Annotated in this window: 24 protein-coding genes; 12 read left to right on the plus strand and 12 right to left on the minus strand. The window is 67.8% G+C overall.

Annotated features, from left to right (window positions below; genetic code table 11):
* The first annotated feature begins 336 nt into the window (after positions 1-336).
* Complete coding sequence (locus AC1VXD_RS11345) at positions 337-630, plus strand: hypothetical protein (RefSeq protein ID WP_482992119.1); 294 nt, start codon at positions 337-339, stop codon at positions 628-630.
* Between the two features lie 9 nt (positions 631-639).
* Positions 640-1002 carry a hypothetical protein gene (locus AC1VXD_RS11350; RefSeq protein WP_482992120.1) on the plus strand — a complete coding sequence of 121 codons (363 nt, stop codon included), beginning with the start codon at positions 640-642 and terminating at the stop codon, positions 1000-1002.
* A gap of 102 nt (positions 1003-1104) precedes the next feature.
* Here the strand turns inward: AC1VXD_RS11350 and AC1VXD_RS11355 are convergent, their stop codons facing one another.
* The 8 genes from AC1VXD_RS11355 to creB form a co-directional block, all read right to left on the minus strand.
* The gene (locus AC1VXD_RS11355) at positions 1105-1596 is read right to left on the minus strand and encodes a Fur family transcriptional regulator (protein WP_079221204.1); all 492 of its coding nucleotides are present in this window, start codon (positions 1594-1596) and stop codon (positions 1105-1107) included.
* A gap of 34 nt (positions 1597-1630) precedes the next feature.
* Entirely contained in the window at positions 1631-3034 is a 1404-nt protein-coding gene (gene gltX, locus AC1VXD_RS11360; protein ID WP_482992121.1) for a glutamate--tRNA ligase, read from the minus strand.
* A 92-nt stretch (positions 3035-3126) separates the two neighbouring features.
* Positions 3127-4719 (minus strand): M20/M25/M40 family metallo-hydrolase, encoded by a 1593-nt coding sequence (locus AC1VXD_RS11365; protein ID WP_482992122.1) that lies wholly within the window; start codon positions 4717-4719, stop codon positions 3127-3129.
* Between the two features lie 171 nt (positions 4720-4890).
* Positions 4891-5088 carry a hypothetical protein gene (locus AC1VXD_RS11370; protein WP_482992123.1) on the minus strand — a complete coding sequence of 66 codons (198 nt, stop codon included), beginning with the start codon at positions 5086-5088 and terminating at the stop codon, positions 4891-4893.
* A 110-nt stretch (positions 5089-5198) separates the two neighbouring features.
* Positions 5199-5609, minus strand: a complete 411-nt coding sequence (locus AC1VXD_RS11375; protein ID WP_482992124.1) for a hypothetical protein — start codon at positions 5607-5609, stop codon at positions 5199-5201.
* A 10-nt stretch (positions 5610-5619) separates the two neighbouring features.
* Positions 5620-6939: a cell envelope integrity protein CreD gene (gene creD / locus AC1VXD_RS11380; protein WP_482992125.1), complete on the minus strand. Its 1320-nt coding sequence runs from the start codon at positions 6937-6939 to the stop codon at positions 5620-5622.
* Between the two features lie 81 nt (positions 6940-7020).
* A complete protein-coding gene (gene creC, locus AC1VXD_RS11385; protein ID WP_482992126.1) occupies positions 7021-8481 on the minus strand; it encodes a two-component system sensor histidine kinase CreC in 1461 nt (486 codons plus the stop codon).
* Between the two features lie 3 nt (positions 8482-8484).
* Complete coding sequence (creB, locus tag AC1VXD_RS11390) at positions 8485-9213, minus strand: two-component system response regulator CreB (RefSeq protein ID WP_482992127.1); 729 nt, start codon at positions 9211-9213, stop codon at positions 8485-8487.
* A gap of 35 nt (positions 9214-9248) precedes the next feature.
* Here creB and AC1VXD_RS11395 point away from each other — a divergent pair, with 35 nt between their 5' ends.
* From AC1VXD_RS11395 to AC1VXD_RS11410, 4 genes are all read left to right on the plus strand, one after another.
* On the plus strand, positions 9249-10106 hold the full coding sequence (locus AC1VXD_RS11395; RefSeq protein ID WP_482992128.1) for a 23S rRNA (adenine(2030)-N(6))-methyltransferase RlmJ: 858 nt from the start codon (positions 9249-9251) through the stop codon (positions 10104-10106).
* 106 nt (positions 10107-10212) lie between these two features.
* Entirely contained in the window at positions 10213-10758 is a 546-nt protein-coding gene (locus AC1VXD_RS11400; RefSeq protein WP_108768252.1) for a GNAT family N-acetyltransferase, read from the plus strand.
* 123 nt (positions 10759-10881) lie between these two features.
* Positions 10882-14346, plus strand: a complete 3465-nt coding sequence (gene mfd / locus AC1VXD_RS11405; protein WP_482992129.1) for a transcription-repair coupling factor — start codon at positions 10882-10884, stop codon at positions 14344-14346.
* A 96-nt stretch (positions 14347-14442) separates the two neighbouring features.
* Positions 14443-15033, plus strand: a complete 591-nt coding sequence (locus AC1VXD_RS11410) for an HD-GYP domain-containing protein (protein WP_482992130.1) — start codon at positions 14443-14445, stop codon at positions 15031-15033.
* 145 nt (positions 15034-15178) lie between these two features.
* On the opposite strand, the gene AC1VXD_RS11415 is transcribed toward AC1VXD_RS11410, so the two are convergent.
* The 4 genes from AC1VXD_RS11415 to AC1VXD_RS11430 all read right to left on the minus strand — a co-directional run bounded on the left by AC1VXD_RS11415 (position 15179) and on the right by AC1VXD_RS11430 (position 20617).
* Positions 15179-17272: a M13 family metallopeptidase gene (locus tag AC1VXD_RS11415; RefSeq protein ID WP_482992131.1), complete on the minus strand. Its 2094-nt coding sequence runs from the start codon at positions 17270-17272 to the stop codon at positions 15179-15181.
* 189 nt (positions 17273-17461) lie between these two features.
* A complete protein-coding gene (gene gpmA, locus AC1VXD_RS11420) occupies positions 17462-18211 on the minus strand; it encodes a 2,3-diphosphoglycerate-dependent phosphoglycerate mutase (RefSeq protein ID WP_482992132.1) in 750 nt (249 codons plus the stop codon).
* Positions 18212-18381: 170 nt separating this feature from the next.
* Complete coding sequence (locus AC1VXD_RS11425) at positions 18382-19341, minus strand: cation diffusion facilitator family transporter (RefSeq protein ID WP_482992133.1); 960 nt, start codon at positions 19339-19341, stop codon at positions 18382-18384.
* Between the two features lie 94 nt (positions 19342-19435).
* The gene (locus AC1VXD_RS11430; RefSeq protein WP_482992134.1) at positions 19436-20617 is read right to left on the minus strand and encodes an MFS transporter; all 1182 of its coding nucleotides are present in this window, start codon (positions 20615-20617) and stop codon (positions 19436-19438) included.
* Positions 20618-20699: 82 nt separating this feature from the next.
* On the opposite strand from AC1VXD_RS11430, the gene AC1VXD_RS11435 reads away from it, so the two are divergent.
* The 6 genes from AC1VXD_RS11435 to AC1VXD_RS11460 all read left to right on the plus strand — a co-directional run bounded on the left by AC1VXD_RS11435 (position 20700) and on the right by AC1VXD_RS11460 (position 26938).
* Positions 20700-21128, plus strand: a complete 429-nt coding sequence (locus tag AC1VXD_RS11435) for a winged helix-turn-helix transcriptional regulator (RefSeq protein WP_482992135.1) — start codon at positions 20700-20702, stop codon at positions 21126-21128.
* Positions 21129-21226: 98 nt separating this feature from the next.
* Positions 21227-21562 (plus strand): hypothetical protein, encoded by a 336-nt coding sequence (locus tag AC1VXD_RS11440; protein WP_482992136.1) that lies wholly within the window; start codon positions 21227-21229, stop codon positions 21560-21562.
* Positions 21559-23145 carry a PepSY-associated TM helix domain-containing protein gene (locus AC1VXD_RS11445; RefSeq protein WP_482992137.1) on the plus strand — a complete coding sequence of 529 codons (1587 nt, stop codon included), beginning with the start codon at positions 21559-21561 and terminating at the stop codon, positions 23143-23145. Before AC1VXD_RS11440 ends, AC1VXD_RS11445 begins: the two co-directional genes overlap by 4 nt.
* Positions 23142-23441 (plus strand): DUF3325 domain-containing protein, encoded by a 300-nt coding sequence (locus tag AC1VXD_RS11450; protein ID WP_482992138.1) that lies wholly within the window; start codon positions 23142-23144, stop codon positions 23439-23441. The genes AC1VXD_RS11445 and AC1VXD_RS11450 overlap by 4 nt, the downstream gene beginning before the upstream one ends.
* Before the next feature lie 66 nt (positions 23442-23507).
* On the plus strand, positions 23508-25670 hold the full coding sequence (locus tag AC1VXD_RS11455; protein ID WP_482992139.1) for a TonB-dependent siderophore receptor: 2163 nt from the start codon (positions 23508-23510) through the stop codon (positions 25668-25670).
* Positions 25671-25810: 140 nt separating this feature from the next.
* Entirely contained in the window at positions 25811-26938 is a 1128-nt protein-coding gene (locus tag AC1VXD_RS11460; RefSeq protein WP_482992140.1) for a metallophosphoesterase, read from the plus strand.
* Positions 26939-26982 lie beyond the last annotated feature (44 nt).

The raw sequence follows: 26982 nt of genomic DNA on the forward strand, positions 1-26982 counted from the left end.
TGTCAGTCGACTGCTCTGCCGCCTGCCGAAGTGCGCGGCTTCGCCGAGGGCTGCGAACGGCGGAGCCCCTCGTAGCTGATCGTTGCGGCTGGATTGCTGGATGGGCCAGGTGGGTGGGGCAGCCGGGACACGCCGTAAACCCGTCCATGGGGGCTCGTAGGCGCCATCCATGGCGCCTGCGGTCCCGCCTACCCCACCCACCCGGCCACGGACATTTTCCGTGCGCGTCAGCCACGTGAATCAAAGGAATACAATCAAAAGCGGGGGCTGCGGCTCCGCCTTATTTGTAGAGTCGAGCCATGCTCGACTGCTCTATGCCAGGAACAGGCACAAGACATGAAATTCAACGCACTGGCCAAAAAAGCGGCCAAGGGCCCTGCCCCGCTGGAACATGGCGGCAACGTGGAAGTGGAGGATCTGATCCGCTTCGTGCTGGAACACGGTGCAGAAGGCGCGGCCGAAATCGAGCGACTGTGTGCGCTGTACGCGTGGCGCGAGGAATTCCAGTACAACGCCGATGGCACCCACCTTGCGCCGATGGCGCCATGGGCGCAGACATGTGCGGCATTCGGCCACGGCGGCGTGGCGGGGCTGCAGTCGTTGCTGGATGATCCGCGGCGGGCGACCTAAGCGATTGGTGTGCTGGAAGACGTGCGCAGCGAGGCGTCAGTGATGGCGCTGCTGGGGGTTCTGCACGCAGGCGAATTCAGCCAAGGCGATCCGATGTCGGCGCCGTCGCGGGCGCTGTTTGCGTTGAATTCGCTGCTGTCGTTCGACAAGGGCGTTGTGGTGCCGGTAGCCACACAGCAGCCGCTGCTGCGCCTGGTTCAACGCGCGTGGGAACAGGCGCCGACCGCGCAGGGCCGCAACCTGGCGCTGTATGCCGCGCGCGGTGCATCGGTGGCTCAAGCGATGGCGTGGCTGCAGTCGCTGGCGCTGGAGGAGGAAGAGATGGTTGCTGTGCGCAAGGTGGCCTTGAAGCGGCTGCGGCGGCGTCTGTGAAATGGGGTCAGAGCCCTTTGCCTGGGGCAGAGGGATCCGCCCCCCGGTCCTCATGCGGTTCTCAGGATAGTCGACCAACGGTCGACTCTACCCCCGAGGCTGTCAGCCGGCGCAGCGCGCGCAGAGGCCGTGCACTTCCAGGGTCTGCGCCTGCGGCTGGAACCCCAGTTCCTTGGCGCGCTTTTCCAGCTGGGTGACGATCTCGCGGTCTTCCAGTTCCACCGCGCTGTGGCAGCTGTTGCAGATCAGGAACGGCACCGAATGCGCCGCGCTGCTCGGATGGTGGCAGGCCACGAAGGCATTCACCGATTCCAGCTTGTGCACGAACCCGTTCGCCATCAGGAAGTCGAGCGCGCGGTAGACGGTGGGCGGGGCATCCGCGCCCACGCCCTTGCCGTTGCGCACCCACTCCAGCAGCTCATAGGCCTTGACCGGCTTGCCGGCCTCGGCGATCAGCTTGAGCACGTTGGCCCGGATCGGGGTCAGGCGCAGCCCGCGCTCACGCGAGACGCGCTCGACCACCGCCACGAAATCCGATGCGTCGTGGACGTGGTGGTGCGGGGCGGTACAGGCAGAAGCTGGTTTGGCGGGCATGCGCGTTCTCCGGTTCAGGTCTGGGCGGCAGGGCTCAGGCCGTTGCTACCTTGGTGATGGCCACATCGATGCGTTTCAAGGCCTGCTCACGGCCGGCCAGGTACACGGTATGGGAAATGTCAGGACTGACCTGGGTGCCGGTGATGGCCACGCGCAGCGGCTGGGCGACCTTGCCCATGCCCATTTCCAGCGCGGCGGCAGCATCGTGCAAGGCGACGCCGACGGCTTCGGCGGTCCATTCCGGCAGGGCCGCCAGCAGTTCGCGGGCCTTGCCCAGCGGCAGCTCGGCGCCGGCCTTGAAGTGTTTGGCCACGGCCGCATCGTCGTACTCGGTCAGCGGCTGGTACCAGACCACGGCCTTCTCGGCCATTTCCTTCAGGGTCTGCACGCGCTCGCGCAGGGCGATCACCACGTCCACCGGCGCCGGGCCGGCGGCCACGTCCAGGCCCAGCTTTTCCAGCTGGTAGACCAGGTGCGGCACGATGCTGGCCGGCTCCTCGGTCTTCAGGAAGTGCTGGTTGACCCAGCCCAGCTTGGCCATGTCCAGGCGCGAGGCCTTGGAATTGCAGTGGGTCACGTCAAACAGCTCGATCAGCTCCTGGCGGCTGAACAGCTCCTGGTCACCGTGTGACCAGCCCAGGCGGGCCAGGTAGCTCAGCAGCGCGTCGGGCAGGTAGCCGGCGTCCTTGTACTGCATCACGTCGGCCGCGCCGGTGCGCTTGGACAGCTTGGCACCCTGCTCGTCCAGGATCATCGGCATGTGGCCGAACTTCGGCACCGGGGCGCCGATGCCTTCGTACAGGTTGATCTGCCGCGGGGTGTTGTTGATGTGGTCGTCGCCGCGGATGACCTCGGTGATGCCCATGTCCCAGTCGTCCACCACCACCGCGAAGTTGTAGGTGGGATAGCCGTCCGGACGGAAGATGACCATGTCATCCAGCTCGCTGTTGGCGATCTCGATGCGGCCCTTGATCAGGTCGTCGAACACCACGGTGCCGTCGAGCGGGTTCTTGAAGCGGATGACGCGGTTCGGGTCGTCCTTGCGCGGCAGGCCCAGCTCACGCGCGGCGCCGTTGTAGCGCGGCTTTTCCTGCTTGGCCATGGCGGCCTCGCGCATCGCGTCCAGCTCTTCGCGGGTCTCGTAGGCGTAGTACGCCTTGCCGTCGGCCACCAGCTGCTCGGCCACTTCCAGGTAACGGGCGACGCGGTCGGTCTGGTAGATCGGGCCGACGTCGTAGCCCAGGCCCAGCCAGTCCATCGCCTCCAGGATCGCGTCGATCGCGCCCTGGGTGCTGCGTTCACGGTCGGTGTCCTCGATGCGCAGCACGAATTCGCCGCCGCGGTGGCGGGCCTCCAGCCAGCAGTACAGCGCGGTGCGGGCACCGCCGATGTGCAGATAACCGGTGGGGCTGGGGGCGAAGCGGGTGCGGCAGATCATGGAGGGCTCGGGGAACGGGAATCCCGCGATTTTACCACCAGCCCCGGAAAGGCAAGGAGGGGCGGACGCATTCCGCCCCTCCCGCCGGTTTTTCAGGGCTGCGGTTCAGCCTTGCGCGGGAACGACTGCTCGCGCATCGCCGAGTTGTAGGCGAACGAGGCGACGATGGCCGCTGCCTGCTTCAGGTCGTCCGGCTCGGCATGGTCCCAGGTGTCCAGGTGGCTGTGATGGACGTTGGTGAAGTAGTCCAGGCGGTCCTGGATGAACTGGAAGCCCGGCAGGCCGATGCGGTCGAAGCTGATGTGGTCGGTGCTGCCGGTGTTGCGGGTGGCCACGGTGGTGGCGCCCACGTCATGGAACGGGGCCAGCCAGGCTTCGAAGATCGGCATCGCCGCCAGGTTCTCCTGGGCGTAGATGCCCCGGAAGCGGCCGGAGCCGTTGTCCATGTTGAAGTAGACCTGGAACCTGCCGTAATCGCGGGTCTTCTGCAGGGCGCCGGTCGGGTCGCGCAGCGAGGCCGGCAGCGCCTTCTGCGCCGGGTCGGTGGGCTCGGGGAAACGACCGAAGTGCTTGGCCACATAGGCCTGCGAACCGATCAGCCCTTGTTCCTCGCCGCTCCACAACGCCACGCGGATGGTGCGCTTCGGCTTGGCGCCGGTGGCCTTGAGGATGCGCATCGCCTCCATCATCACCGCCACGCCGGCGGCGTTGTCGGCCGCGCCCGTGCCGCTGTGCCAGGAATCCAGGTGGGCGCCGATCATCACCACTTCGTCGGGCTTGCTGCTGCCGCGGATTTCGGCCAGCGTGTTGTAGCCGGGCTGGTCGGCCTCGTCGGTGAAGCGCGCGGCCACGTCCACGCGCAGGCGTACCGGCTGCTTGGCATCCAGCGCGCGCACCAGCGGATTGAAGTGCTCGGCGATCATCGCCAGTTCCGGAATACCCACCGATTCGCCAGCCTTGCGCGAACCGCCACCGGCGACGCGGATGATGCCGTTGTCCCAACTGCTGATGCTGATCGAAGCCAGCGCGCCCTCTTCGACGAAGAAGGCGTTGACCTTGGCGGCCAGCTCCTGGCGTTCCTTGTATTCCTTCACCCGCTTGGCCCGCTCGGCGGCCACGTCCTTGGGCAGGGTGAATTCCTGCAGGCCTTCCAGCGAGGTCGCATCGTGGCGGTGCGAATCGGCCTCGGTACCGCGCTTGTACTCGCGCGCTTCACCCAGCAACAGGATCTTGCCGCGCAGCTTGCCACGGTACTTTTCGATGTCTTCCGGCTTCTTGATGTCCACCTGCACCAGCTCGCCCTCGACCGGGCCACGGGTGCCCGGCGTCCAGGCCTTGGGCAGGGCATGCAGCGGCTGCACGCGGTCGCCCAGCATCTCCACGCTGGCCGAGGTGAACTCCCAACCACGGCCGAAATCATCGAAGGCTTCGTCGTGGACGTTGTCCAGCTTCCATTCGTTGAACTTGCCGCGGGTCCAGGCGTTGGCACGGCCCATCGCCGGCGAATTGGTCAGGCGCGGGCCGATGCGTTCGGTGAGGTAGCTGAAGGTGTCCATCACCTGCGAACGATGGAAGGCCTCCTGGCGGATGCGGCTGACCATGTCCAGGTCCACCGGTTCGCGCTGCTGCGCCATTGCATTGCCACCCATCGCCAGCGCTGCGGCCAGCACACCCCACTTCAACACATCACACCCCTGCCCTTCGGCTCGATCGTCAACCCATCGAGTCTAGCCAGCGGCGGCGCAGCGCCCCCGTCCCATCGGTCATGGACCGCACCGCGCTCCCCCCGCCATGCGTGTCGATCGTGGGCGGTGGCTGCCGTAGATCCACGCCATGCGTGGATGACCTGTGCGCGATCACCCACGCCACCCCAACCACAGCTGCGCGCGCTCCGGCAGCAGCAACAGCCAGTGGCGCTGGTCGATGCTGCTGCAGCCGTACACTGCGGCATGCACTGGCCAATCCGGCGGCAGGCCGTCGATGCCGATATCCGACAGCGCCGCCGCGCCGGCCAGCCATTCCAGCCCTTTCCGCTGCAATCCTTCGCAAGTCATCGCAGCCAGCTGGAAGCGGACCAGGCCGGGGGCGATCCGTGCCCCCGGAAGGGCCGCCAGCACACCATGCGCCCGTAGATCCACGCCATGCGTGGATGCTCTGTGCGCGATCACCCATGCCACCCCAACCACAGCTGCGCGCGCTCCGGCAGCAGCAACAGCCAGTGGCGCTGGTCGATGCTGCTGCAGCCGTACACTGCGGCATGCACCGGCCAATCCGGCGGCAGGCCGTCGATGCCGATCTCCGACAGCGCCGCCGCGCCGGCCTTCCATGGCCGGTAGCGCGGCACCCGCCCGGCCAGCGCGCCGCGTCCCTGCCGCGCGCCGGCCAGCCATTCCAGCCCTTTCCGCTGCAATCCTTCGCAAGTCACCGCAGCCAGCTGGAAGCGGACCAGGCCGGGGGCGATCCGTGCCCCCGGCAGGGCCGCCAGCACACCATGTGCCTGCAGCAGTGCATCCACTTCCAGCAGGGCGGGTAGGCCCTGCCGTGCCCGTTGCCACAATCCCCGGCGCCAGCCCATGGCGTGCTCCTTACTTCAGTTCTGCGCCCAGCGCGTACCAGTCGACCCGGCGGGTCACCCACATCGCCAGCGCCAGGATCACGAACAGCAGCAGCGATCCCATCAGCAGCGCGTTGTTTTCCGAGACCAGCAGGCCATACAGCGCGCCGTACAGCAGGGTCAGCAGCGCGGCGAAGCCGAGGCCGCGCTTCCAATGCCCCAGCACATGGGCCAGGTACACCGCCTGCAGGCCGATGCAGGCCACGGCCGAGACCAGGTAGGCCTTCCAGAAGGTGATGTGCTCGGACAGGCTGATCAGCAGCAGGAAGAAGATCGCCAGCGCCAGGCCGACCATCAGGTACTGCAGCGGGTGGATGCGCAGCGACTTGATCAGTTCGAACAGGATGAAGCCGACGAAGGTCAGCACCACGAACAGGATGCCGTATTTCGAAGCGCGGTCGGCCTGGGTATAGGTGTCGACCGGATCCACCAGCGACACCGTCACCGCCTGCGAGTCCATCGCACCGTCACGGCGCAGCTGCGTCTGTGCATCCGAGGCCAGCGAAGAGACCGCCCACTGCGCGTTGAACCCCTGCGCATCGACGCGTCGCTCATTGGGCAGGAACGCACCGCTGAAGGACGGATGCGGCCAGCGCGAGCGCAGTGCGATCCGGGTGTCATCACCCACCGGCACCACCGAAAGCGCGCGGCTGCCGTCCAGGCGCAGGTCGAGTTCGATGCTGCTGCCGGCCAGGGTGCCGCCGAGGCTCTCGGCGAAACCGACCACCGGCGCGTGCAGGCCACGGCCGACCTCACTGGCCGCGCCAACACCCGGTAGCAAGCGCACCTGTCTGCCGTCCACGCGCAGATCCGGCGTGCCGACCAGGCCACGTGCATCGGACACGCCCAGCACCACGTACGGCTGGCCGTAGCTGCGGCCCGGCTTCACGGGGTAATCGTCGGCCGCGAAGGTCGCCCTCAACTGGCCGTTCCAGCTGTACACCGGTACCTTGAACAGGCCGACCTCGCGCTGGCTCGGCAGCATCTCGCCGCCCACGTCCAGCGAGGCCGGCATCTGCAGCCAGTGGCCTTCGCTCACCTGCTCCTCGATCTTCTTGTTGCCCTTGGCGTCGACCACCTCGACCTGCTGGCGTTCCACCCACGGCACCACCCGTACCGGGCCGACCAGGCGCTGCGCTCCGGCGCGGCTGTCGGCCACCCGCGCGAAAGCCTCGTCGCGGTACGCGCTGCGTTCGTTGATGACGCCGCGGATCATCGTCAGCGGGACCAGCAGCAGCAGGATCAGTCCGCCGACGATGGCGAACCGCAACAGCATCTTCAGGGATTTCATCGTCCGTCCTCGTTGGAGAGGACTGCAGGATGGACGGCGGCAGTGAGCGGGGTTTGTGGCGAATTTGAAGCGAATGTGAAGTCAGCGACGGGCGCGCTGTGCCGGTCCACCCAGCGGCAGCCACAGGCTGGCGACAGTGCCGCCGCCGGGCCGCGGCTCGAGGCTGGCGCGGCCATCGTGCAGGCGCGCCACTTCCTGCACGAACGGCAGGCCAAGGCCGGAACTGCGCCGGCCACTGCCGGGACGCGCCAGCGAATAGAAGCGCTCGAACACCCGGTCACGCGCGTACTCGGGCACACCCGCACCACGGTCGGCCACCTGCAGGCGCATGCCCTGGCCATCGGCCACCGCCTGCAGCTCGACCTCGGCGCCGGGCGCCGAGAACGCCACCGCGTTGTCGATCAGGTTCTGCATCGCCTGCCGGAGCAGATACGCATCGCCGTGCAGGCGCAGGTCGGGCACCGCGCCGATCCGCACCACCACGCCCGCCGCCTGCGCACGCACCTGTGCGGCGGCAGCGGCATCGTCCAGCAGCGTGGCCGGCGCGATCGGGTCGCGGGTCTGCAGCCAGCCGTGCTGTTCCACTTCGGCCAGCGCCAGCAGCTTGTCGATGGTCTCGGTCAGCCGCTCCTGCTGGTCGACGATGCTGCGCGCGAAATGCGCACGGTCGGCATCGGGCATCGGTTCCTGCAGCAGTTCGGCGGCACCGCGGATGGCGGCCAGCGGGCTCTTCATCTCATGGGTCAGCGACTGCACGTACTGCTCGACGTAGGCCTTGCCCTCCAGCTTGCGGCGCATGGTTTCCAGGGCGTGGCCGAGATCGCCGATCTCATCGCGGCGGCGCCGTGGCGGTGGCACCGGCTCGCCCGCGGTAACCGCGCGTGCGTAACGGCTGAGCTGGCCCAGGCCGGTGGTCAGCCACATTGTCACCAGCACGCCGACCAGCGCGGACAGGCCGATCAGCCACGCACCGCGCTCCATGATGGCGCGCTGGCTGGCAGCGATGAACGGATCGATGCTGCGGTTGGGCTGGGCCAGGCTGAGCACGCCGATGAGGGTGTGGCCATCGGCGGGGTCGTAGACCGGCGCGGCCACGTGCATCACCGTGTCGCCCTCGCTGCCGGGCACTTCCGGGCTGGAGCGCGCGCCGTACTCGCCGCGCAGCGTGCGGTAGACATCGTTCCAGCGCGAATTGTCGCGGCCGACGTCGCGGCCCAGCGAATCGTAGATGACGATGCCGCGCGCATCGGTGATGGTTACCCGGTAATCGAGCGAACGCTTGGGGAAGCGCCAGACCATCGCCTTCAGGTCGCGCTGGCGGGCCTTGGCCAGGTTGCGGGTGAAGCTGCCGCTGCCGATCGTGCCGGCCTTGACGTCGGTGGCGGCCATTTCGGCCAGCACGTTGGCCGCATCGACCAGGGTCGATTCCATCGCCTGGCGCACGCCCGGTTTCACTTCGTTGACGAACACCCGCATGACGAAGAACGCGGCGATGCCGGTGATCAGGAAGAAGCCCAGGAACAGCTTCAGTACCAGGCGCATGGCTCAGGTCTCCAGCGCGTAGCCCAGGCCACGATGGGTGCGGATCGGGTCGTCGCTGGCACCGGCGGCGCGCAGCTTGGCGCGCAGCGTCTTGACGTGGGTATCGACGGTGCGGTCGGCACTGTCGGCGCTGCTGTCCCAGCCGCGGTCCATCAGCTGGGCGCGGCTGAGGATGGCGCCGGGGCGCTGCAGCAGCGCCTCCAGCAGGGCGTACTCATAGCGGGTCAGGTCCAGGGTGTTGCCCTGGTAGCGAATGCGGCGGCCTTCGCGGTCGATGGCGAAGGCACCGTGCTCGCGCCAGCCGGGCTCGACCGCCGCCACGGCCGGGGCGGCAGGCGCCACCCGACGCAGCCGGGCGCGTACCCGAGCCACCAGCTCGCGCGGCGAAAAGGGCTTGGCCATGTAGTCGTCGGCACCCAGTTCCAGGCCCAGCACGCGGTCCAGCTCATCGTTGCGGGCGGTCAGGAAGATCACCGGCACCTGCGCCTGCGGCCCCGGCAGAGCGCGCAGCCGGCGGCAGACCTCGAAGCCGCTGAGGTCGGGCAGGCCCACGTCCAGCACCACCACGTCCACATCGCCCTCCTGCAGGCGCTGCAGGGCCTGCCCGCCGAGCAGGCAGTGGCTGGCCGCGTAGCCTTCGCTGCGCAGGGCATACAGCACGGTTTCGGCAATGGCGGCTTCGTCCTCGACTACTAGGACCTGGGCAACGGGGGCTGTCATGGCGCGCAGCATAGCCGCTGCGGCCGCCGCCCCGTACACTGCCGCCCATGAACTATCGCCACGCCTTCCATGCCGGCAACCATGCCGATGTCCTCAAGCACATCGTGCAGCTGGCCCTGATCGACAGCTTCAAGCGCAAGGACAGCCCGTTCTTCGTGCTCGACACCCATGGCGGTGCCGGCCGTTACCTGCTGGCCAGCGAAGAGGGCCGCAAGACCCTGGAGGCCGAAGACGGCATCATGCGCCTGATGGCCCAGCCCAAGCTGCCGGAGGTCATCGAGCGCTACCTGAAGGCCGTGCAGGCCGACAACCCGGTGGGCGCGATGATCACCTACCCGGGCTCGCCGCTGCTGAGTGCCCAGGCCATGCGCGCGCAGGACCGGATGGCAGTCTGTGAGCTGCAGGACGACGAAGCGGCCCAGCTGAAGGCGCTGTTTGCCCACGACAACCGCGTCGGCGTGCACCAGGGCGATGGCTATGCGCTGCTGCGTTCGCAGCTGCCGCCGAAGGTCAACGGCAGCAAGATCGGCCGTGGCCTGGTCCTGATCGACCCGCCGTACGAGGCACAGGATGCCGAGTACCACGCCATCCTGGCCGCCCTGGCCGAGACCCTGGCGCGCTGGCCGCAGGCGACCTGCGCGGTCTGGTTCCCGATCAAGCAGCGCCGCACCATCCTGCATTTTCTGCGAAAGGCCGCCGCCCTGCCGGTGAAATCGGCCATGACCATCGAGTTCCTGGTGCGTCCGGACGACTCACCGCTGCGCCTCAACGGCAGCGGCATGCTGCTGCTCAATGCCCCCTGGCAGTTCGACCGGGTGGTCGGCCCGGCCCTGCCGGCGCTGCGCCAGCACCTGGGCGAGCCGGGTGCCACCACCCGCCTGGATTGGCTCAAGGCCCCCGAATAGGCCACGATCTGCCGTCTTCACGAGGCTGTACGCCCGTGGGCCTTTCGTTCACGGAATGCAGCCCCGGTGATGCCACAATCGATGGACCACCAAGGAATCACCCGGTATGGCCACTCGCAACCGCATGCCGCCCTGGCATGAGATCTTCAAGGCTCCCAGCGGCCACGAGCTGCTGATCCGCCCCATCCGCCCGGAAGACGGCGCGCCGCTGCAGGCCGCCTTCAGCCTCTTCGGGCCGGAAGAAATCCGTGACCGTTTCCTGCAGTCGGTGACCGAGCTTTCGGCGGACACCACCCAGCGCCTGACCCACCCCAACCCCAAGACCGAAATCACTCTGGTGGCCGCCGAGTCGCTGCCTGCCGGTGAAGCGGTGGTTGGCGCGGTCGCGCGTGCCTCGATCATCCCCGGTACCCGTGAAGCCGAATACGCGATCCTGATCAGCCGCTTCCTGATCGGCCAGGGCCTGGGCCGCCAGCTGATGCGCAAGCTGGTGAAGTGGGGCCGCGGCAAGTACCTGGACCGCCTGTATGGCGACGTGGCCGCCGAGAACGAGCCGATGAAACAGCTGGCCGCCTCGCTGGGCTTCAAGCCGGTGCCGCACCCCAATGGCGCCGATGGCCTGGTGCGCATGGTGCTGGAACTGGACAACTGACGTAGCGCCGGGCCATGCCCGGCGAGCGCAGCGGTGACGCGGCATCCGCCGGGCACGGCTCGGCGCTACCAACTGCATCGCGCACACGGTCGCGACAAACCCTTCTGCTAAGATCGGCGGTCCATGTCGCGTACCTCATACCCCGCCCCGCCGTTGCCTCGCGCCGGCCAGCTCCGCGCTTGGTGGCGCGCCCCCGCCTCGCCGACCGCCCTGGCCTGGTATCTGGTCCAGGCCGCGCGCGCGCACGACGCGCCGCTGCTGGTGATCGCCCGTGACAACCACGGCGCCAACCAGCTCGAAGCCGACCTGCAGACCCTGATCGGCACCGATCCGGACCTGCCGGTGGTGGCGTTCCCCGATTGGGAAACGCTGCCCTACGACCGCTTCAGCCCGCACCCGGACATCATTTCGCAGCGCCTGGCCGCCCTGCACCGCCTGCCCACGCTCAAGCGCGGCCTGGTGGTGGTGCCGGTGCAGACGGTGCTGCAGCAGCTGGCCCCGCGCAGCTACGTCATCGGTGGCAGCTTCGACCTGAAGGTCGGCCAGCGCCTGGACCTGGAAGCCGAGAAGCGCCGCCTGGAAAGCGCTGGCTACCGCAACGTCCCGCAGGTGATGGACCCGGGCGATTTCGCCGTGCGTGGTGGCCTGCTCGACGTGTTCCCGATGGGCGCCGACGAGCCGCTGCGGGTGGAGCTGCTGGACGAGGACATCGATTCGATCCGCGCCTTCGATCCGGAAAGCCAGCGCTCGCTGGACAAGGTCGAGGCGGTGCACATGCTGCCCGGCCGCGAAGTGCCGATGGACGATGCCAGCATCGCCCGCGTACTGGGCACGCTGCGCGAGCGCTTCGATGTCGATACCCGGCGCAGCTCGCTGTACCAGGATCTGAAATCCGGGCTGGCCCCGGCCGGCATCGAGTACTACCTGCCGCTGTTCTTCGACCGCACCGCCACCTTGTTCGACTATCTCCCCGCCGGCAGCCTGCCGGTCGTGTGCACCGGTGCGGATGAAGCGGCCGTGGCCTTCTGGGCGCAGACCGCTGACCGTTACGAACAGCGCCGCCACGATGTGGAACGGCCGCTGCTGCCGCCCTCGTCGCTGTACCTGTCGCCGGAACTGCTGCGCGAACGCTTGAACGATGCCGCGCGCATCGAAGTCTGGGCGCCCGAACACGCACGCATCGCCGATGCGCATGCGCTGGGTGACCAGCCGCTGCCGCCACTGCCGGTGGCCGCGCGCGACGCGCCCGCTGGCGACGCACTGAAATCCTTCCTCGGCCACTACCCGGGCCGGGTGCTGATCGCCGCCGATTCACCGGGCCGCCGCGAAGCCCTGCTGGAAGTGCTGCAGGCCGCCGAGCTGAAGCCGCCGGTGGTGGCCGACCTGCCCAGCTTCCTCGCCGACGATGCGCGCTTCGCCATCACCGTGGCGCCGCTGGAAGACGGCTTCGCGCTGGATGAGCCGCCCATCGCGGTGCTCACCGAGCGCCAGCTGTTCCCCGAGCGCGCCGGCAGCACCCGCCGCACGCGCCGTGCCGGCCGCGAGCCGGAAGCCATCATCCGCGACCTCGGTGAGCTGACCGAGGGCGCGCCGATCGTGCACGAAGACCATGGCGTCGGCCGCTACCGTGGCCTGATCGCGATGGACGTCGGCGGCATGCCCGGCGAGTTCCTGGAAATCGAATACGCCAAGGGCGACCGCCTGTACGTGCCGGTGGCCCAGCTGCACCTGATCAGCCGCTATTCGGGTGCCTCGGCGGAAACCGCGCCGCTGCATTCGCTGGGTGGCGAGCAGTGGACCAAGGCCAAGCGCAAGGCGGCCGAGAAGGCGCGCGACGTGGCCGCCGAACTGCTGGAGATCCAGGCCCGCCGCCAGGCACGTGCCGGCCTGGCGCTGCAGGTGGACCGGGCGATGTACGAACCGTTCGCGGCGGGTTTCCCGTTCGAGGAAACCCCCGACCAGCTGGCCGCCATCGACGCGACCCTGCGCGACCTGGCCAGCAGCCAACCGATGGACCGCGTGGTCTGCGGTGACGTCGGCTTCGGCAAGACTGAAGTGGCGGTGCGCGCGGCGTTTGCCGCGGCCAGCGCCGGCAAGCAGGTGGCGGTGCTGGTGCCGACCACGTTGCTGGCCGAACAGCATTACCGCAACTTCCGCGACCGCTTCGCCGATTACCCGCTGAAGGTGGAAGTGCTGTCGCGCTTCAAGAGCACCAAGGAAATCAAGGCCGAACTGGAGAAGGTCGCCGCCGGCACCATCGACGTCATCGTCGGTACCCACCGCCTGCTGCAGCCGGACGTGAAGTTCAAGGACCTGGGCATGGTCATCGTCGATGAGGAGCAGCGTTTCGGCGTGCGCCAGAAGGAGGCACTGAAGGCGCTGCGCGCCAACGTGCACCTGCTGACCCTGACCGCCACGCCGATTCCGCGCACCTTGAACATGGCGATGGCCGGCCTGCGCGACCTGTCGATCATCGCCACCCCGCCGCCGAACCGGCTGGCAGTGCAGACCTTCATCACCCAATGGGACGACGCGCTGCTGCGCGAAGCCTTCCAGCGCGAGCTGGCGCGTGGTGGCCAGCTGTACTTCCTGCACAACGACGTGGAAAGCATCGGCCGCATGCAGCGCGAGCTGTCCGAGCTGGTGCCCGAAGCGCGCATCGGCATCGCCCACGGGCAGATGCCCGAGCGCGAGCTGGAAAAGGTGATGCTGGATTTCCAGAAGCAGCGCTTCAACGTGTTGCTGTCGACCACGATCATCGAATCGGGCATCGACATCCCCAACGCCAACACCATCATCATCAACCGCGCCGACCGCTTCGGCCTGGCCCAGCTGCACCAGCTGCGCGGCCGCGTCGGTCGTTCGCACCACCGTGCGTATGCCTACCTGGTGGCGCCGGACCGTCGCTCGATCACCCCGGATGCGGAAAAGCGCCTGGAAGCGATCGCCTCGATGGACGAACTGGGCGCCGGCTTCACCCTGGCCACGCACGATCTGGAAATCCGTGGCGCCGGCGAACTGCTGGGCGAAGACCAGAGCGGGCAGATGGCCGAAGTGGGTTTCAGCCTGTACACCGAGCTGCTGGAACGCGCGGTGCGCAGCATCAAGCAGGGCAAGCTGCCCGACCTGGATGCCGGCGAGGAAGTGCGTGGCGCCGAAGTGGAACTGCATGTGCCGGCGCTGATCCCGGAAGATTACCTGCCGGACGTGCACACCCGCCTGACCCTGTACAAGCGCATTTCCAGCGCGCGTGACAGCGAGGCGCTGCGCGAGCTGCAGGTGGAGATGATCGACCGCTTCGGCCTGCTGCCGGATGCGGCCAAGCACCTGTTCGCCATTGCCGAACTGAAGCTGCAGGCCAACACCCTGGGCATCCGCAAGCTGGACCTGGGCGAGAACGGCGGCCGCATCGTGTTCGAATCCAAGCCGAACATCGACCCGATGGCGGTGATCCAGCTGATCCAGAAGCAGCCCAACCTGTATGCCATGGAAGGGCGTGACAAGCTGCGCATCAAGCACCCGCTGCCGTTGCCGGAGGACCGCTTCAACGCGGCCCGTGCGCTGCTGCTGACCCTGGCGCTGCGCTGACCCCGGCGCACGCGTTACCCTATGCACCACCCCACCCCATCCGGGCCCGCAGACGCGGGCCTTGTTGTTTCTGCGTGCCAAGGCGGCGCCACCCCCATGCTTGATTCCCACCCTCCCGATCTGCTGCACACCGATGCCTGCCTGGTCGATGCACTATCGATGTCGCTGCAGATGCGCGATGCCTACACCCGCCACCACTGCGACCGCGTCGGCCTGCTCGCGCAGCGCCTGGCCATCCGCTGCGACATGGACAGCGACGGCCGCGCCCACGTCGGCCTGGCCGCGCGCTTCCACGACATGGGCAAGATCGGCATTCCCGATGACGTGCTGCTGAGCCCGCGTCGGCATACCGACGAGGATCGCGCGATCATGCGCGAGCACCCGGTGCGCGGCGAACACATCTTCCTGGCCACCGGCCGCAGCGATGCGGTGCCGGTGGCGCGACTGATCCGCGCCCATCACGAAGCCCACGACGGCAGCGGCTACCCCGATGGCCTGCACGGCGAGTCTATCCCGCTGGGCGCACGCATCCTCACCGTGGTCGACGCCTATGACGCGATGACCAGCGCCCGCCCTTACCGCCAGGCGATGGAGCATGACGCGGTACTGCGCATCCTCGATGAGCAGGCCGGCGGGTTGATTGACCCGTACGTGCTGAGGCGTTTCCGCGACATGCTGGCCGGGTAGGTCGACTGCTCTTCCCACAGACCGCAAAAATGCCGCGCTGCGCGCGATAGTCGACCAACGGTCGACTCTACCTCCCGGCAAGCAATGCAAAACAAAAGGCCCCGCTTTCGCGGGGCCTTCTGCACTCAGACAACCGCGGTGGCGATTACCAGATCACCACGCGCTTGTCGTCGCCGCGCACCATCGCATCACCGGCCTTGCACTGGAACGCAGCGGCGTAGGACGGCATGTTCGACGGTGCACCGTTGGCGCGGAAGTTGGCCGGTGCATGGGGGTCGGTGTTCAGGCGCACGCGCAGCTCGCCATCGGTAAAGTTGCGGCGCCACACGGTGGCCCAGTTCATGAAGAAGCGCTGGTCCTGGCTGTGGCCGTCGACTTCGATGTTGGCCTTCGGGTCTTCCTTCAGCGCCATCTGCAGCGCGTCGTAGGCCACGGTCAGGCCGCCCAGGTCACCGATGTTCTCGCCCAGGGTCAGCTTGCCCTTCACGAACACGCCCGGCACCGACTCATAGCCGTCGAACTGCGCGACCAGCTTGTCGGTACGCTCGGTGAAGGCCTTGCGGTCACCGTCGGTCCACCAGTTGTCGAAGTTGCCGTTGGCGGCAAACTGGCTGCCCGAGTCGTCGTAGCCGTGCATCATCTCGTGGCCGATGACCGCACCGATGCCGCCGTAGTTCAGCGCCGGGTCGGCCTTGGCGTCGAAGAACGGCGCCTGCAGGATGGCTGCCGGGAACACGATCTCGTTCTTGGTGGCGTTGTAGTAGGCATTGACGGTCTGCGGGGTCATGCCCCACTCGGTCTTGTCCACCGGCTTGCCGATCTTGTCCAGCATGTAGCGGTAGTTGAACGCACGCGCTGCCTGCATGTTGCCCAGGTAGCTGTCACCGCTGGTCTGCAGGCCCGCCCAGTCACGCCACTTGTCCGGGTAGCCGATCTTCGGGGTGAAGCTGGCCCACTTTTCAATGGCCTTCTTCCTGGTTTCCTCGCCCATCCACGGCAGCTGCTCCAGGCGCGCCTTCAGCGCCTGCGACAGGTTTTCCACCAGGTGCTGCATGGCGACCTTCGATTCAGCCGGGAACACGGCATCGACATACAGCTGGCCCAGGGCTTCGCCCATGCCGCCGTTCACCGATTCCAGCACGCGCTTCCAGCGCGGCTGCATTTCCTTCTGGCCACGCAGGGTGGTGCCGTAGAAGTCGAAGTTGGCCTTCTCGAACTGGCTGCTCAGATACGGCGAGGCGTCATCCACGGTGTGGAAGCGCAGGTAGGCCTGCCAGGTGCTGGCCGGCACGTCGGCCAGCATCTTGTCCATTTCACCGAAGAAGCCCGGCTGCGCCAGCGAGAACTTCTGCGCGGCCGGCACCTTCAGGGTGTCGAACAACGCGGTCCAGCTGAAGTTCGGGGTCAGCTTGTCGGCGTCGGCAGCACTGAGCGGGTTGTAGCGCTTGGCCGGGTCACGCATTTCGATGCGCGACATCGAGGCCTTGGCCAGGCGGGTCTCGAAGGCCATCACGGCCTTGGCCTGCTCGGCGGCCTGCGCCGCGTCCATGCCCGACAGGGTCAGCACCTGGGCGATGTAGGCCACGTAGGCCTCACGGATCTTCGCCTGCGATTCGTCGAAGTAGTAGCCCTTCTCCGGCAGGCCCAGGCCACCCTGGCCGACGTAGGCGATGACGTTGGCCGAATCCTTGTAGTCGGCATTGCCGAACAGCGAGAACAGCACACCCTTGCCTTCAGCCTGGCTGTCGCGCAGGTACTGGGTGATGGCGGCGGTATCGTTCAGCGCGGCGATCTTGTCCAGCTGCGGCTGCAGCGGTGCCAGGCCGGCGGCCTCGATCTTCGCTTCGTCGTTGCCGGTCTTCCAGATGTCACCGATCTTGGCTTCCACCGAGCCGGCTTTGGCCTGGCTGGCGGCAGCCTGTTCGACCAGCGCGTGCTGCACTTCCAGCGAGCGCTCGCGCAGGATCTCGAAGCTGCCCCAGGTGGTCTGGTCGCCCGGCACCGGGTTGGCCTTCAGCCACTTGCTGTTGACGAAGCCGTTGAGGTCGGTACAGGCGGCGATGGACGGATCCAGGTCGGCGCTGTTGAGCGAGATCAGCGGGGTCTTGATCTGCGACTGATCGAAGGCCGGCTTGGCATCGGCGGTGGCGGCCGGCGCGGTTTCGTTCTTGCTACAGGCAGCCAGCGACGCAGCGATGGCGATGGTCAGGCCCAGCGGGACCAGGTTGCGGACGTTCATGGAGTCTCTCTCCGACGGCGAATCGTCCAGCGTAGCGGGCACGGCGGTGCGCGGGACCGGCCAAAGGTCACAGGGGCCTGCCCCTGTAGAGTCGAGCCATGCTCGACTGCGCTTTTCGCAGGTCACAAACGCAGTCGAGCATGGCTCGACTCTAGAAAAAGCGAAGGCCGGCTTGCGCCGGCCTCTGCTTTATTTTGCCTTGCCCTGGTTGGCCACGGCTTCAGCGGCCTTGCGGGCGGCTTCCGGGTCACCCAGGTAGCGGAACGACTTCACGGTCAGGTCGTCGTTCAGTTCGAACAGCAGCGGGATGCCGGTCGGGATGTTCAGCTCGAGGATTTCCTCGCGCGACACGTTGTTGAGGTACTTGTACAGCGCGCGCAGCGAGTTGCCGTGGGCGGTGACCAGCACGGTCTTGCCGTCCTTCAGCTGCGGCGCGATGGCGTCGTGCCAGTACGGCAGCACGCGGTCCAGCGTGGTGGCCAGCGATTCGGTGCCCGGCAGTGCATTGCGGTCCAGGCCGGCGTAACGACGGTCGTGGATCGGGTGGCCCGGATCTTCCAGCTCCATCGGCGGCGGCGGGATGTCGTAGGAACGACGCCACACCTTGACCTGGTCCTCGCCGTGCTTGGCAGCGGTCTCGGCCTTGTCCAGGCCCTGCAGGCCGCCGTAATGGCGTTCATTGAGCCGCCAGGACTTGTTGACCGGCAGCCAGTCCTGGCCCAGTTCGGCCAGCGCACCCTGCAGGGTGTGGATGGCGCGCTTGAGCACCGAGGTGTGGGCGACGTCGAACTGCAGGCCCTCTTCGCGCATCAGGCGGCCGGCGTTGGTGGCCTCGCTGCGGCCCTGGTCGGTCAGATCGACATCGACCCAACCGGTGAAGCGGTTGTCCAGGTTCCACTGGCTCTGGCCGTGGCGCAACAGTACGAGTTTACGGGTCACTGCAGGATCTCCAACGCGAGGAAAGGCAGGCGGACATTGTAGCCCCGCCCGCGCTCACCGCGGGCAACGGGGCCTGCTGGCGGCCGGGTAGAGTCGACTGTCAGTCGACTGCTCTTCGCCCGTGTGTCGACAATCCCGCGCTGCGCGCGAAAGTCGACCAGCGGTCGACTCTACCGGTGCACGTGGCCGTGATGGCCCTGCGCATCATGGCCATGGTCATGGCCATGATCGTGCTTCACCGGCTGCCCGCACGCTTCGCCGCAATGATCCGCCTCGATCTGCAGGGTCACATGGTCGATGCCGAACTCCTCATGCAGACGCGCACCCAGTTCGCGGCGCAGTGCGTCGGCGTCGGTCCCCTGGCGCATCACCACGTGCGCGGTCAGCGCCGGGGTGCTCGATGCCAGTGCCCACACATGCAGGTCATGCACGTCCACCACCGCCGCATGCGCGGACAGGCCCGCGCGCACCTTGGCCACGTCGGTCCCCTTGGGCACGCCTTCCAGCAGCACGTTGATCGCTTCGCGCATCAGCACCCAGGTGCGCGGCAGCACCCACAGGCCGATCAGCACGGCCAGGATCGGGTCGATCGGCTTCCAGCCGGTCCAGCGGATCAGCAGCGCGCCGACGATCACCGCCACCGAGCCCAGCATGTCAGCCCACACTTCCAGGTAGGCGCCTTTCACATTGAGGCTTTCACCACTGCCGGCCTGCAGCAGCCGCATCGAGATGAGGTTGATGACCAGTCCGATCGCCGCGATCACCAGCATGCCGGTGGAGGCGATCTCCTGCGGCTGGCGGAAGCGCGCGATCGCTTCCCACAGGATGTAGCCGGCCACCACGAACAGCATCGCGCCGTTGATCATCGCGCCCAGCGCTTCCAGGCGGGCATAGCCGTAGGTGCGTCGTGCATCCGGCGGGCGCCGGCTCAGCCGCACCGCGACCAGTGCGATCATCAGTGCCAGCGTATCGGTGGCCATGTGCGCGGCATCGGACAGCAGCGCCAGGCTGTTGGTCCAGAACGCTCCCACCACCTCCACCACCAGGAACGTGGTGGTCAGGCCTAGTGCCCACCACAGGGGTTTCTCGTGGCGGATTTCCGAGGGAAGGTGGTCGTGGTCATGACCCATGGCAAAGCTCCTGTGCAATGCGGTCAGGCTACGCGCGGCGGGCGCGGGAGACTATTACGCTGTTTATAACATTGCAGTGCAGCGGGTCCTGAAACTATGCAGGTATCCTGCGGACGACACACCCGCGCGCCCACCACAGCAGTGCCAACGCCGCGATGCCGGCACCCAGCAGGCACACCGCGTTCCAACCGTGGCGTGCCTGCACCCAGGTGCCGGCCGCTGCACCGGCGCCGCTGCCCACCGCGTAGAACAGCATGTACAACGCCACCAGGCGGCCATGCTGTTCAACCGGTGCACGCAGCAGCAGGGCCTGGTTGGACACGTGCAGTGCCTGCCCGCCCAGATCCAGCAGCACCACGCCCAGCAACAGCAGCCCCAGCGAGTGCGGCAACCCTAGCAGCGGCCACCACGCTGCCAGCATCAACAGCAGTGCGGCGAGGCTGACGCGCACGGCGAAACCGCGATCCATCCAGTGGCCGACCCGGGCCGCCAGCAGCGCACCGACGATGCCAGCCAGGCCCAGTGCACCGATCGCAGCGGTCGACCAGTGCAGCGGCGGCGCCGACAGCGGCAGCGGCACCGCCGCCCAGAACACGTTGAGGCCGGCAAACAGCAGCAGCGCCAGCGGCCCGCGCTCACGCAGCGTGCGGTCGTTACGCAGCAACGTGACCATCGACGCCAGCAGCGTGCGCCACGACGGCGGCACCAGCGGCACCGGGAGGGCCGGCAATCGTCGCCACAGCAGCAGCGCCAACGCCGCCATCAACACGGCGGACAGCAGGTAGACCGCGCGCCAGCCGGCCGCGGCGGCCACGCTGCCGGACACCACGCGCGCCGACAGCAGGCCGATGAACACCCCGCCCTGCACGGCGCCAACCATGCGCCCGCGCTGTTCGGCCGGCGCCAACTGGGCCGTGTAGGCGATCACCCCCTGGGTGAGCGCGGTGCCCAGCAGCCCGGCCAGCAGCATGCCGGCCAGCAACCACGCCGCCGTCTGCGCAGCCGCCAGCAGCACGAGCGCGGCCACCAGGGCCAGCAGCTGCAACCGCAGCAGGCGCCGCCGGTCGCCACGGTCGGCCAGTGGCAACAGCCCGAGCAGGGCCAGCACGCTGCCGGCCTGGGTGGCCGCCAGCACCGCGCCGGCCACCGCCATGTCGAGGGCGAAGGCCTTTGCCAGTCGTTCCAGTAGAGGTTGCGCGTAATAAACGTTGGCCACGCTGGCGCCGGCGGCGACCGCCAGCAGGCCGAGCAGTGGCCGTGATACGGGATGGCTCATCTTCATGGTTGCATTTTGAAACCAGATGCACGGTAGCGCCGCTGGTTTTAAACTGCAACCAGATATCCCGGTGGAGCCCGCCATGCATGCCGACAGCCCCTGCCCCGTGGCCCGCAGCGCCGACCTGCTCGGCGACCGCTGGGCGCTGCTGGTCATCCGCGATGCCTTCGACGGCATCACCCGCTTCGGTGACTTCCAGCGCAGCCTTGGCGCGGCCCGCAACATCCTCAGCGACCGCCTGCGCCGCCTGGTCGAGGCCGGCCTGCTGGTGCAGCAGCCAGCGGCCGATGGCAGCGCCTACCAGGACTATGTGCTGACGGCCTCCGGTCGCGACCTGTTCCCGCTGCTGGTCGCCCTGCGCCAATGGGGCGAACGGCATCGTTTCGCCCCCGGTGAAGCGCATTCCACCCTGATCGAACGCACCAGCGGCGCCCCCCTGCCCCACATGCAGCCGCAGGACGCCGCCGGCCACGTCATCGCCCCCGAGCAGACGGTCGTGCGCAAGCTCTGACAGCAGGGCACATCCCCCCCCGAATGGGGGCTCGACAGAGCTATCGGTGTCAAATAGCATTCGCTCTCAATTGCATACGATTCCTATTGACATCGGCCATGGCCGCATCTTCCCGCTCTCCTGCCACCGGCACTCCGCCGGCCAAGCGCGTGCCACGCGGTAGCGGCAATTCCCTGCTATGGGCCCGTGGCCTGCTGGGCCTGCTGGGCGGGTACGCCGTGGCCGCCTGCTGGGCCGCCGCACTGGCGCGCCTGCTGCCCGGCGCCAAGGCCGATGCCACCCTGGTCGCCACCATGGCCGCATTCGTGGTCTACGCGTTGGCCGCCATCTGGGCCTATGCCGCAGGCAGCACCCCGCGCGCCACGCTGGGCCTGCTGCTTGCCGGTGGTATCGGTGCGCTGCTGGCCTGGCTGCTGCGCGGGGGTGTGGGTTGAGCAATCTCGGTGGCATCCGCCAATCGCAGTCGGTGCTGCATACCTGGTCGGGCCTGGTGGTCGGCTGGGTGCTGTTCCTGATCTTCATCGCCGGCACCGCCGCGTACTGGAAGGAAGAATTGACCCGCTGGATGCAGCCGGAAATCGGCCTGCCTGCCAGCAGCGCAACCGCCGTCACCCAGGCCCAGCAGTTCCTTGCCCGCACCGCGCCCGACGCACAGCGTTGGAGCATCGACCTGCCTGACGCACGCAGCAGCGCGACCTCGGTCAGCTGGCAGCCGCAGGGCGAAAAGGAACGGCGCCGCGGCCAGCGCAATCCCAACCAGGCCACCCTGGATGCGGACGGCAAGCCGGTGCAGGTGCGCGAGACGCGCGGTGGCAACTTCTTCTATCGCCTGCACTTCGACCTGCACTACGTGCCGGTGCTGTGGGCGCGCTGGTTCATCAGTGCGTGTTCGATGCTGATGCTGATCGCCCTGATCAGCGGCGTCATCACCCACAAGAAGATCTTCACCGACTTCTTCACCTTCCGCCGCGGCAAGGGCCAGCGCAGCTGGCTGGATGGCCACAACGCGCTGGCGGTGCTGTCGCTGCCGTTCCATCTGATGATCACCTACACCGGCCTGATCACCCTGATGACGCTGTACATGCCGTGGGCGGTGGATGCCAACTACCCCGGCGGCCGCAATGCGTTCTTCGCCGAACTGTTCCCGCGCGCCGAGAAGGCCGAGGCCAGTGGCGTGGCCGCAACGCCGCCGGCGCTGGCCGAGGTGCTGCGCCGTGCCGAAGTGCAATGGGGCGGCGGTCATGCGGCTTCGCTGCAGATCGAACATCCGTCCGATTCGGCGATGCGCATCAGCGTGCGTCGCCACCAGGGCGACCAGATTGCCGGTGCCGCCGACGCGCTCAGCTTCGATGCGCGCGGCAACCTGCTGGATGCCGCTGCACCGCGCTCGGCCGCGGTCATCACCCGCGATGGCATGATCGGCCTGCATGCAGCGCGCTTCGCGCCCACCACCATGCGCTGGCTGTTCTTCCTGTCCGGCGTCGCCGGCACCCTGATGGTTGCAACCGGGCTGGTGCTGTGGACGGTGAAACGCCGCACCCAGCTGCCCGATCCGGCGCGTCCGCATCTGGGCTTCCGCATCGTCGAACGCCTGAACATTGGCTTCGTCACCGGCCTGCCGGTGGCGATGCTGGCCTTCCTCTGGGGCAACCGCCTGCTGCCGCTGGACGTGGCCAACCGCAGCGATGCCGAGGTGAAGGTGTTCTTCTACGCCTGGGCGGCCTGCGTGGTGCACGCGATGCTGCGCGCGCCGCGTCGCGGCTGGGTCGAGCAGCTGGCGCTGGCCGGCGTGCTGGCGCTGGGCCTGCCGCTGTACAACCTGGTCGCCTGGCACGGTGGCGCCGTATCCGCGCTCGCTGCCGGTGATGGTGCCAAGGCCGGCATCGATATCGGCCTGCTGCTGATGGGCGCCAGCCTGCTGTGGGCCGCACGCAAGGTCCATCGTTTCGTCCCGGCACAGCGCAAGCCGCGCGCCGCACGCACGGGCGCCTCCGCCGCTGCCGGGGCCAGCGCATGAGCGTGCTCGCCCTGCTGCTGGCCGCCGCCGGCTTCGCCTGCCTGGCGATGGCGATGGAGCGCCATCACCGCGATGTGGCCGGCCATGCGCCGCCCACGCCGCGCCGTCGCCTGCTGCAGGTGCTCGGCGTGCTGGGGCTGCTCGCCAGCCTGCTGGCCAGCATCGCGGCCTGGGGCGTTGCACAGGGGTTTGTTGGTTGGTGCGGCGTGCTCGCCGCCGGTGCCGGGGCGATGGTGCTCTGGCTCAGTTTCCGCAGCCCGACCAAGCCGGCGCCACGGCCGTCTTCCCGTTCCTGATCTAGAAACCGAGGTTCCACCATGTATCAGCCTTCCTCTGGCGCCCTGCGCCGGAACGCCCTCGCCTTGTCGCTCGCCTGCGCCGCCGCGCCGGCCTTCGCCCAGGACAGCGCGCCGACCACCACCGAACTGGACCGGGTAATGGTCACCCAGCGCACCGAGGGCTACCAGGTCTACGGCACCAATACCGCCACCAAGCTGCCGCTGACCCTGCGCGAAACCCCGCAGTCGCTGACCGTATTCACCCGCCAGCGCATCGAGGATTTCAACCTCATCACCATTTCCGAGGTGCTGCAGCAGACCCCGGGCGTCACCATCCAGTCCTACGACAGCAACCGCACGCTGTTCAACGCGCGCGGCTTTGCCATCAACAACTTCATGTTCGATGGCATCCCTACCAACTACACCACCGGTGCGGGCGGCAATTCGATCCTCAGCGACACCTCCATCTACGAGCGCATCGAAGTGGTGCGCGGCGCCAGCGGCCTGGTCACCGGCTCGGGCAATCCGTCGGCCACGGTGAACATGGTGCGCAAGCGCCCGACCGAGACCTTCCAGGCCAGCACCAGCCTCAGCGCCGGCTCGTGGGACTACAAGCGTGCCGAAGTGGATGTCTCCGGCCCGCTCAGCAAGGGCGGGCGCGTGCGTGGACGCTTCGTCGGCGCCTACACCGACAAGGAAAGCTGGGTGCGCTTCCAGCATGACACGTCGCCCAGCCTGTACGGTGTCATCGAAGCCGACCTGACCGACAGCACCCGCCTGCGCGCCGGCATCGATTACCTGAAGACCGGCTCCGATGGTGGTGCGTGGAGCGCCTCGCCCCTGTACTTCCGCGACGGCACGCGTGCGCACATGCCGCGTTCCTACAGCGCTGCGGCGCGCTGGAACGAATGGAACCGCGAGAGCACCAACTACTTCGCCACCCTTGAACAGCAGCTCGGCGCCGGCTGGAGCGGTCGCCTGGCCTACAACCACCGCGCCACGGACACCGACTCGCTGCTGATGGCCGGCTCAAATACCGGCAACTGGGCCGATGCGGTGACCGGCCTGGGCCTGCGCATCGCCGACACCTACTCGGTGTCGGAGACGCGCGAAGATGCCTTCGACCTGTACGCCTCCGGCCCGTTCCAGCTGTTCGGCCGTTCGCATGAGCTGATCGTGGGCATCAACCACTACGACCGCGACCTGGACGCCATCCGCGCCGGCATCACCTCGCGCCCGTACAACGTCAACGCCTTCCCCAGCATCTACGAGTGGGACGGCAACATCGGCAAGCCGACCACCTACAGCTACGGCATCCCGTCGAATACGGTGAACACCACCGAGACCGGCTACTACGCCGCTGTGCGCCTGAACCCGATCGACCCGCTGAAGATCATCGCCGGTGCGCGTTACTCCGATTACCGCACCACCACCGACAACTACGACGTCAACGGTGTGTTCACCAGCCGCAGCGCGCGCACCACCGCGCACGAGCTGACCCCGTACGTGGGCGTGCTGTACGACCTCAGCAGCAGCATCACCGGCTTCGTCAGCTATTCCGACGTGTTCCAGGCCACCGCTCGCCGCGACATCAACAACCAGCTGCTCGATCCGACCACCGGCGGCAACTACGAGTACGGCCTGAAGGGTGAATTCTTCGGCGGCCGCCTGTACACCTCGTTGAACGGCTTCTACATGAAGCAGGACAACGTGGCCGAGCTCGACCCGAACGGCGGCGAGATCAAGCTGCCCGATGGCAGCTCGCCCTACATCGCCAGCAAGGGCATCACCACCCAAGGCGGCGAGTTCGAAGTGTCCGGTTCGATCACCGACCACTGGAGCATGACCGGCGGCTACACCTACAGCTACAGCAGCAACCCCGATGGCAGCCGCTTCGCCAGCACCAGCCCGATGCACCTGGCGCGCTTCAACACCACCTGGAGCCACGGCCAGTGGACCGTCGGCGGCGGCTTCAGCGTGCAGAGCGGGATCTACCAGATGCAGCCGATCCCCACCGGCCGCTTCAATGCCAACGGCACCCCGGTGACCGCCACCGGCAAGATGAGCCAGGGCGGCTACGTGCTGTTCGACATGATGGGCCGCTACCGCATCAACGACAACCTGAGTGTGGGTGTGACGGTCACCAACCTGTTCGACAAGGTCTATTACCGCAACGTCGGCTTCTTCAACGCGGGCTACTGGGGCGAACCGCGCCGCGTGCTGTTCAACCTGCGCGCGAAGTTCTGAGGTCGCCGCGCGGCGTCGGGCACCCGATTGCGCACAGTGCCCCCCACCTTCGGCGCATGCTGCCGGGGTCGGCAACGGCGTAGCATCAGGGGCGGGCCTTCGGGCCCGCCGTTTTTTTGTTGCCCGCCGAGGAACCCACCATGCTGCACCGCCGCCTGCTCCACCCTGCCCTGATGCTGTTGCCGCTGGCCCTGCTGGGCGCGCCGTCGCTGCAGGCACGCGAGGTGGCCGCGCCGGCCGAGCATGTCGACGCCGATGGTCCCTACGTGTTCCGCGTCGGCGACCAGCTACGGGCGAAGTGGATCTGCGGCGACGAGGTGCAGATGCGCACCCTCCCGGCCGATGTCGAAGGCACCGATTTCACCCCGCAGTGCGGCTACGCCCACAGCGTGCATGTGCTGCCGCCGGTGGCGCCCTCGGTGTCGGTGCTACCGGCCACGCCGCGCATCGTCGCGGTGTCCGACATCCACGGCCAGTACGGCCTGCTGGTTCGGCTGCTGCGCGCCAACAAGGTGATCGACGCGCAGGACCAATGGGCGCTGGGCAAGGACACCCTGGTGATCGCCGGCGATGTGTTCGACCGTGGCCCGCAGGTGACCGAGGCATTCTGGCTGCTCTACGGGCTGCAGCAGCAGGCCGCGGCGGCCGGCGGCGCGGTGCACTTCGTGCTCGGCAACCACGAAACCATGGTGCTCTACGACGACCTGCGCTACGTCAATCCCAAGTACCTGCGCAGCGCCCAGCTGCTGGGCCGCAGCTATCCGCAGCTGTACGCGGGCGATTCGGTGATCGGCCAGTGGCTGCGCACCCGCCCGGTGCTGCTGAAGATCGGTGACACCCTGTTCCTGCACGGCGGCATCTCGCCCGATGCGGTGCAGCTGGCGCTGGACCCGGCCACCACCAATGCCGCCTACCAGGCCTCGCTGGGCACGCCCAAGGCCGAGGTGAAGGCAGACCCGGCCACCGCGCCGCTGTACGACGGCAAGACCAGCCCGATCTGGTACCGCGGCTACTTCGATGGCCAGCTGGACAGCAGCGGCGTGCAGGCCGTGCTCGACCAGCTGCACCTCAAGCGCATCGTAGTCGGCCATACGTCGATGCCGCACGTCAGCACCTTCCATGGTGGCCGCGTGATCGCCATCGACAGCAGCATCAAGAACGGCGAGAACGGCGAGCTGCTGTTCATCGAGAACGGCACGCTCAGCCGCGGCCTGCTGGACGGTACGCGCGTGCCGTTGGCCGAGGGCGTGCCGGGCGTGGATGGCTGACTCCAAGCAAACTCAACCGCCGTTGGCCTTGGTAGAGTCGAGCA

This window comes from Stenotrophomonas sp. STEN054 (assembly GCF_056854535.1).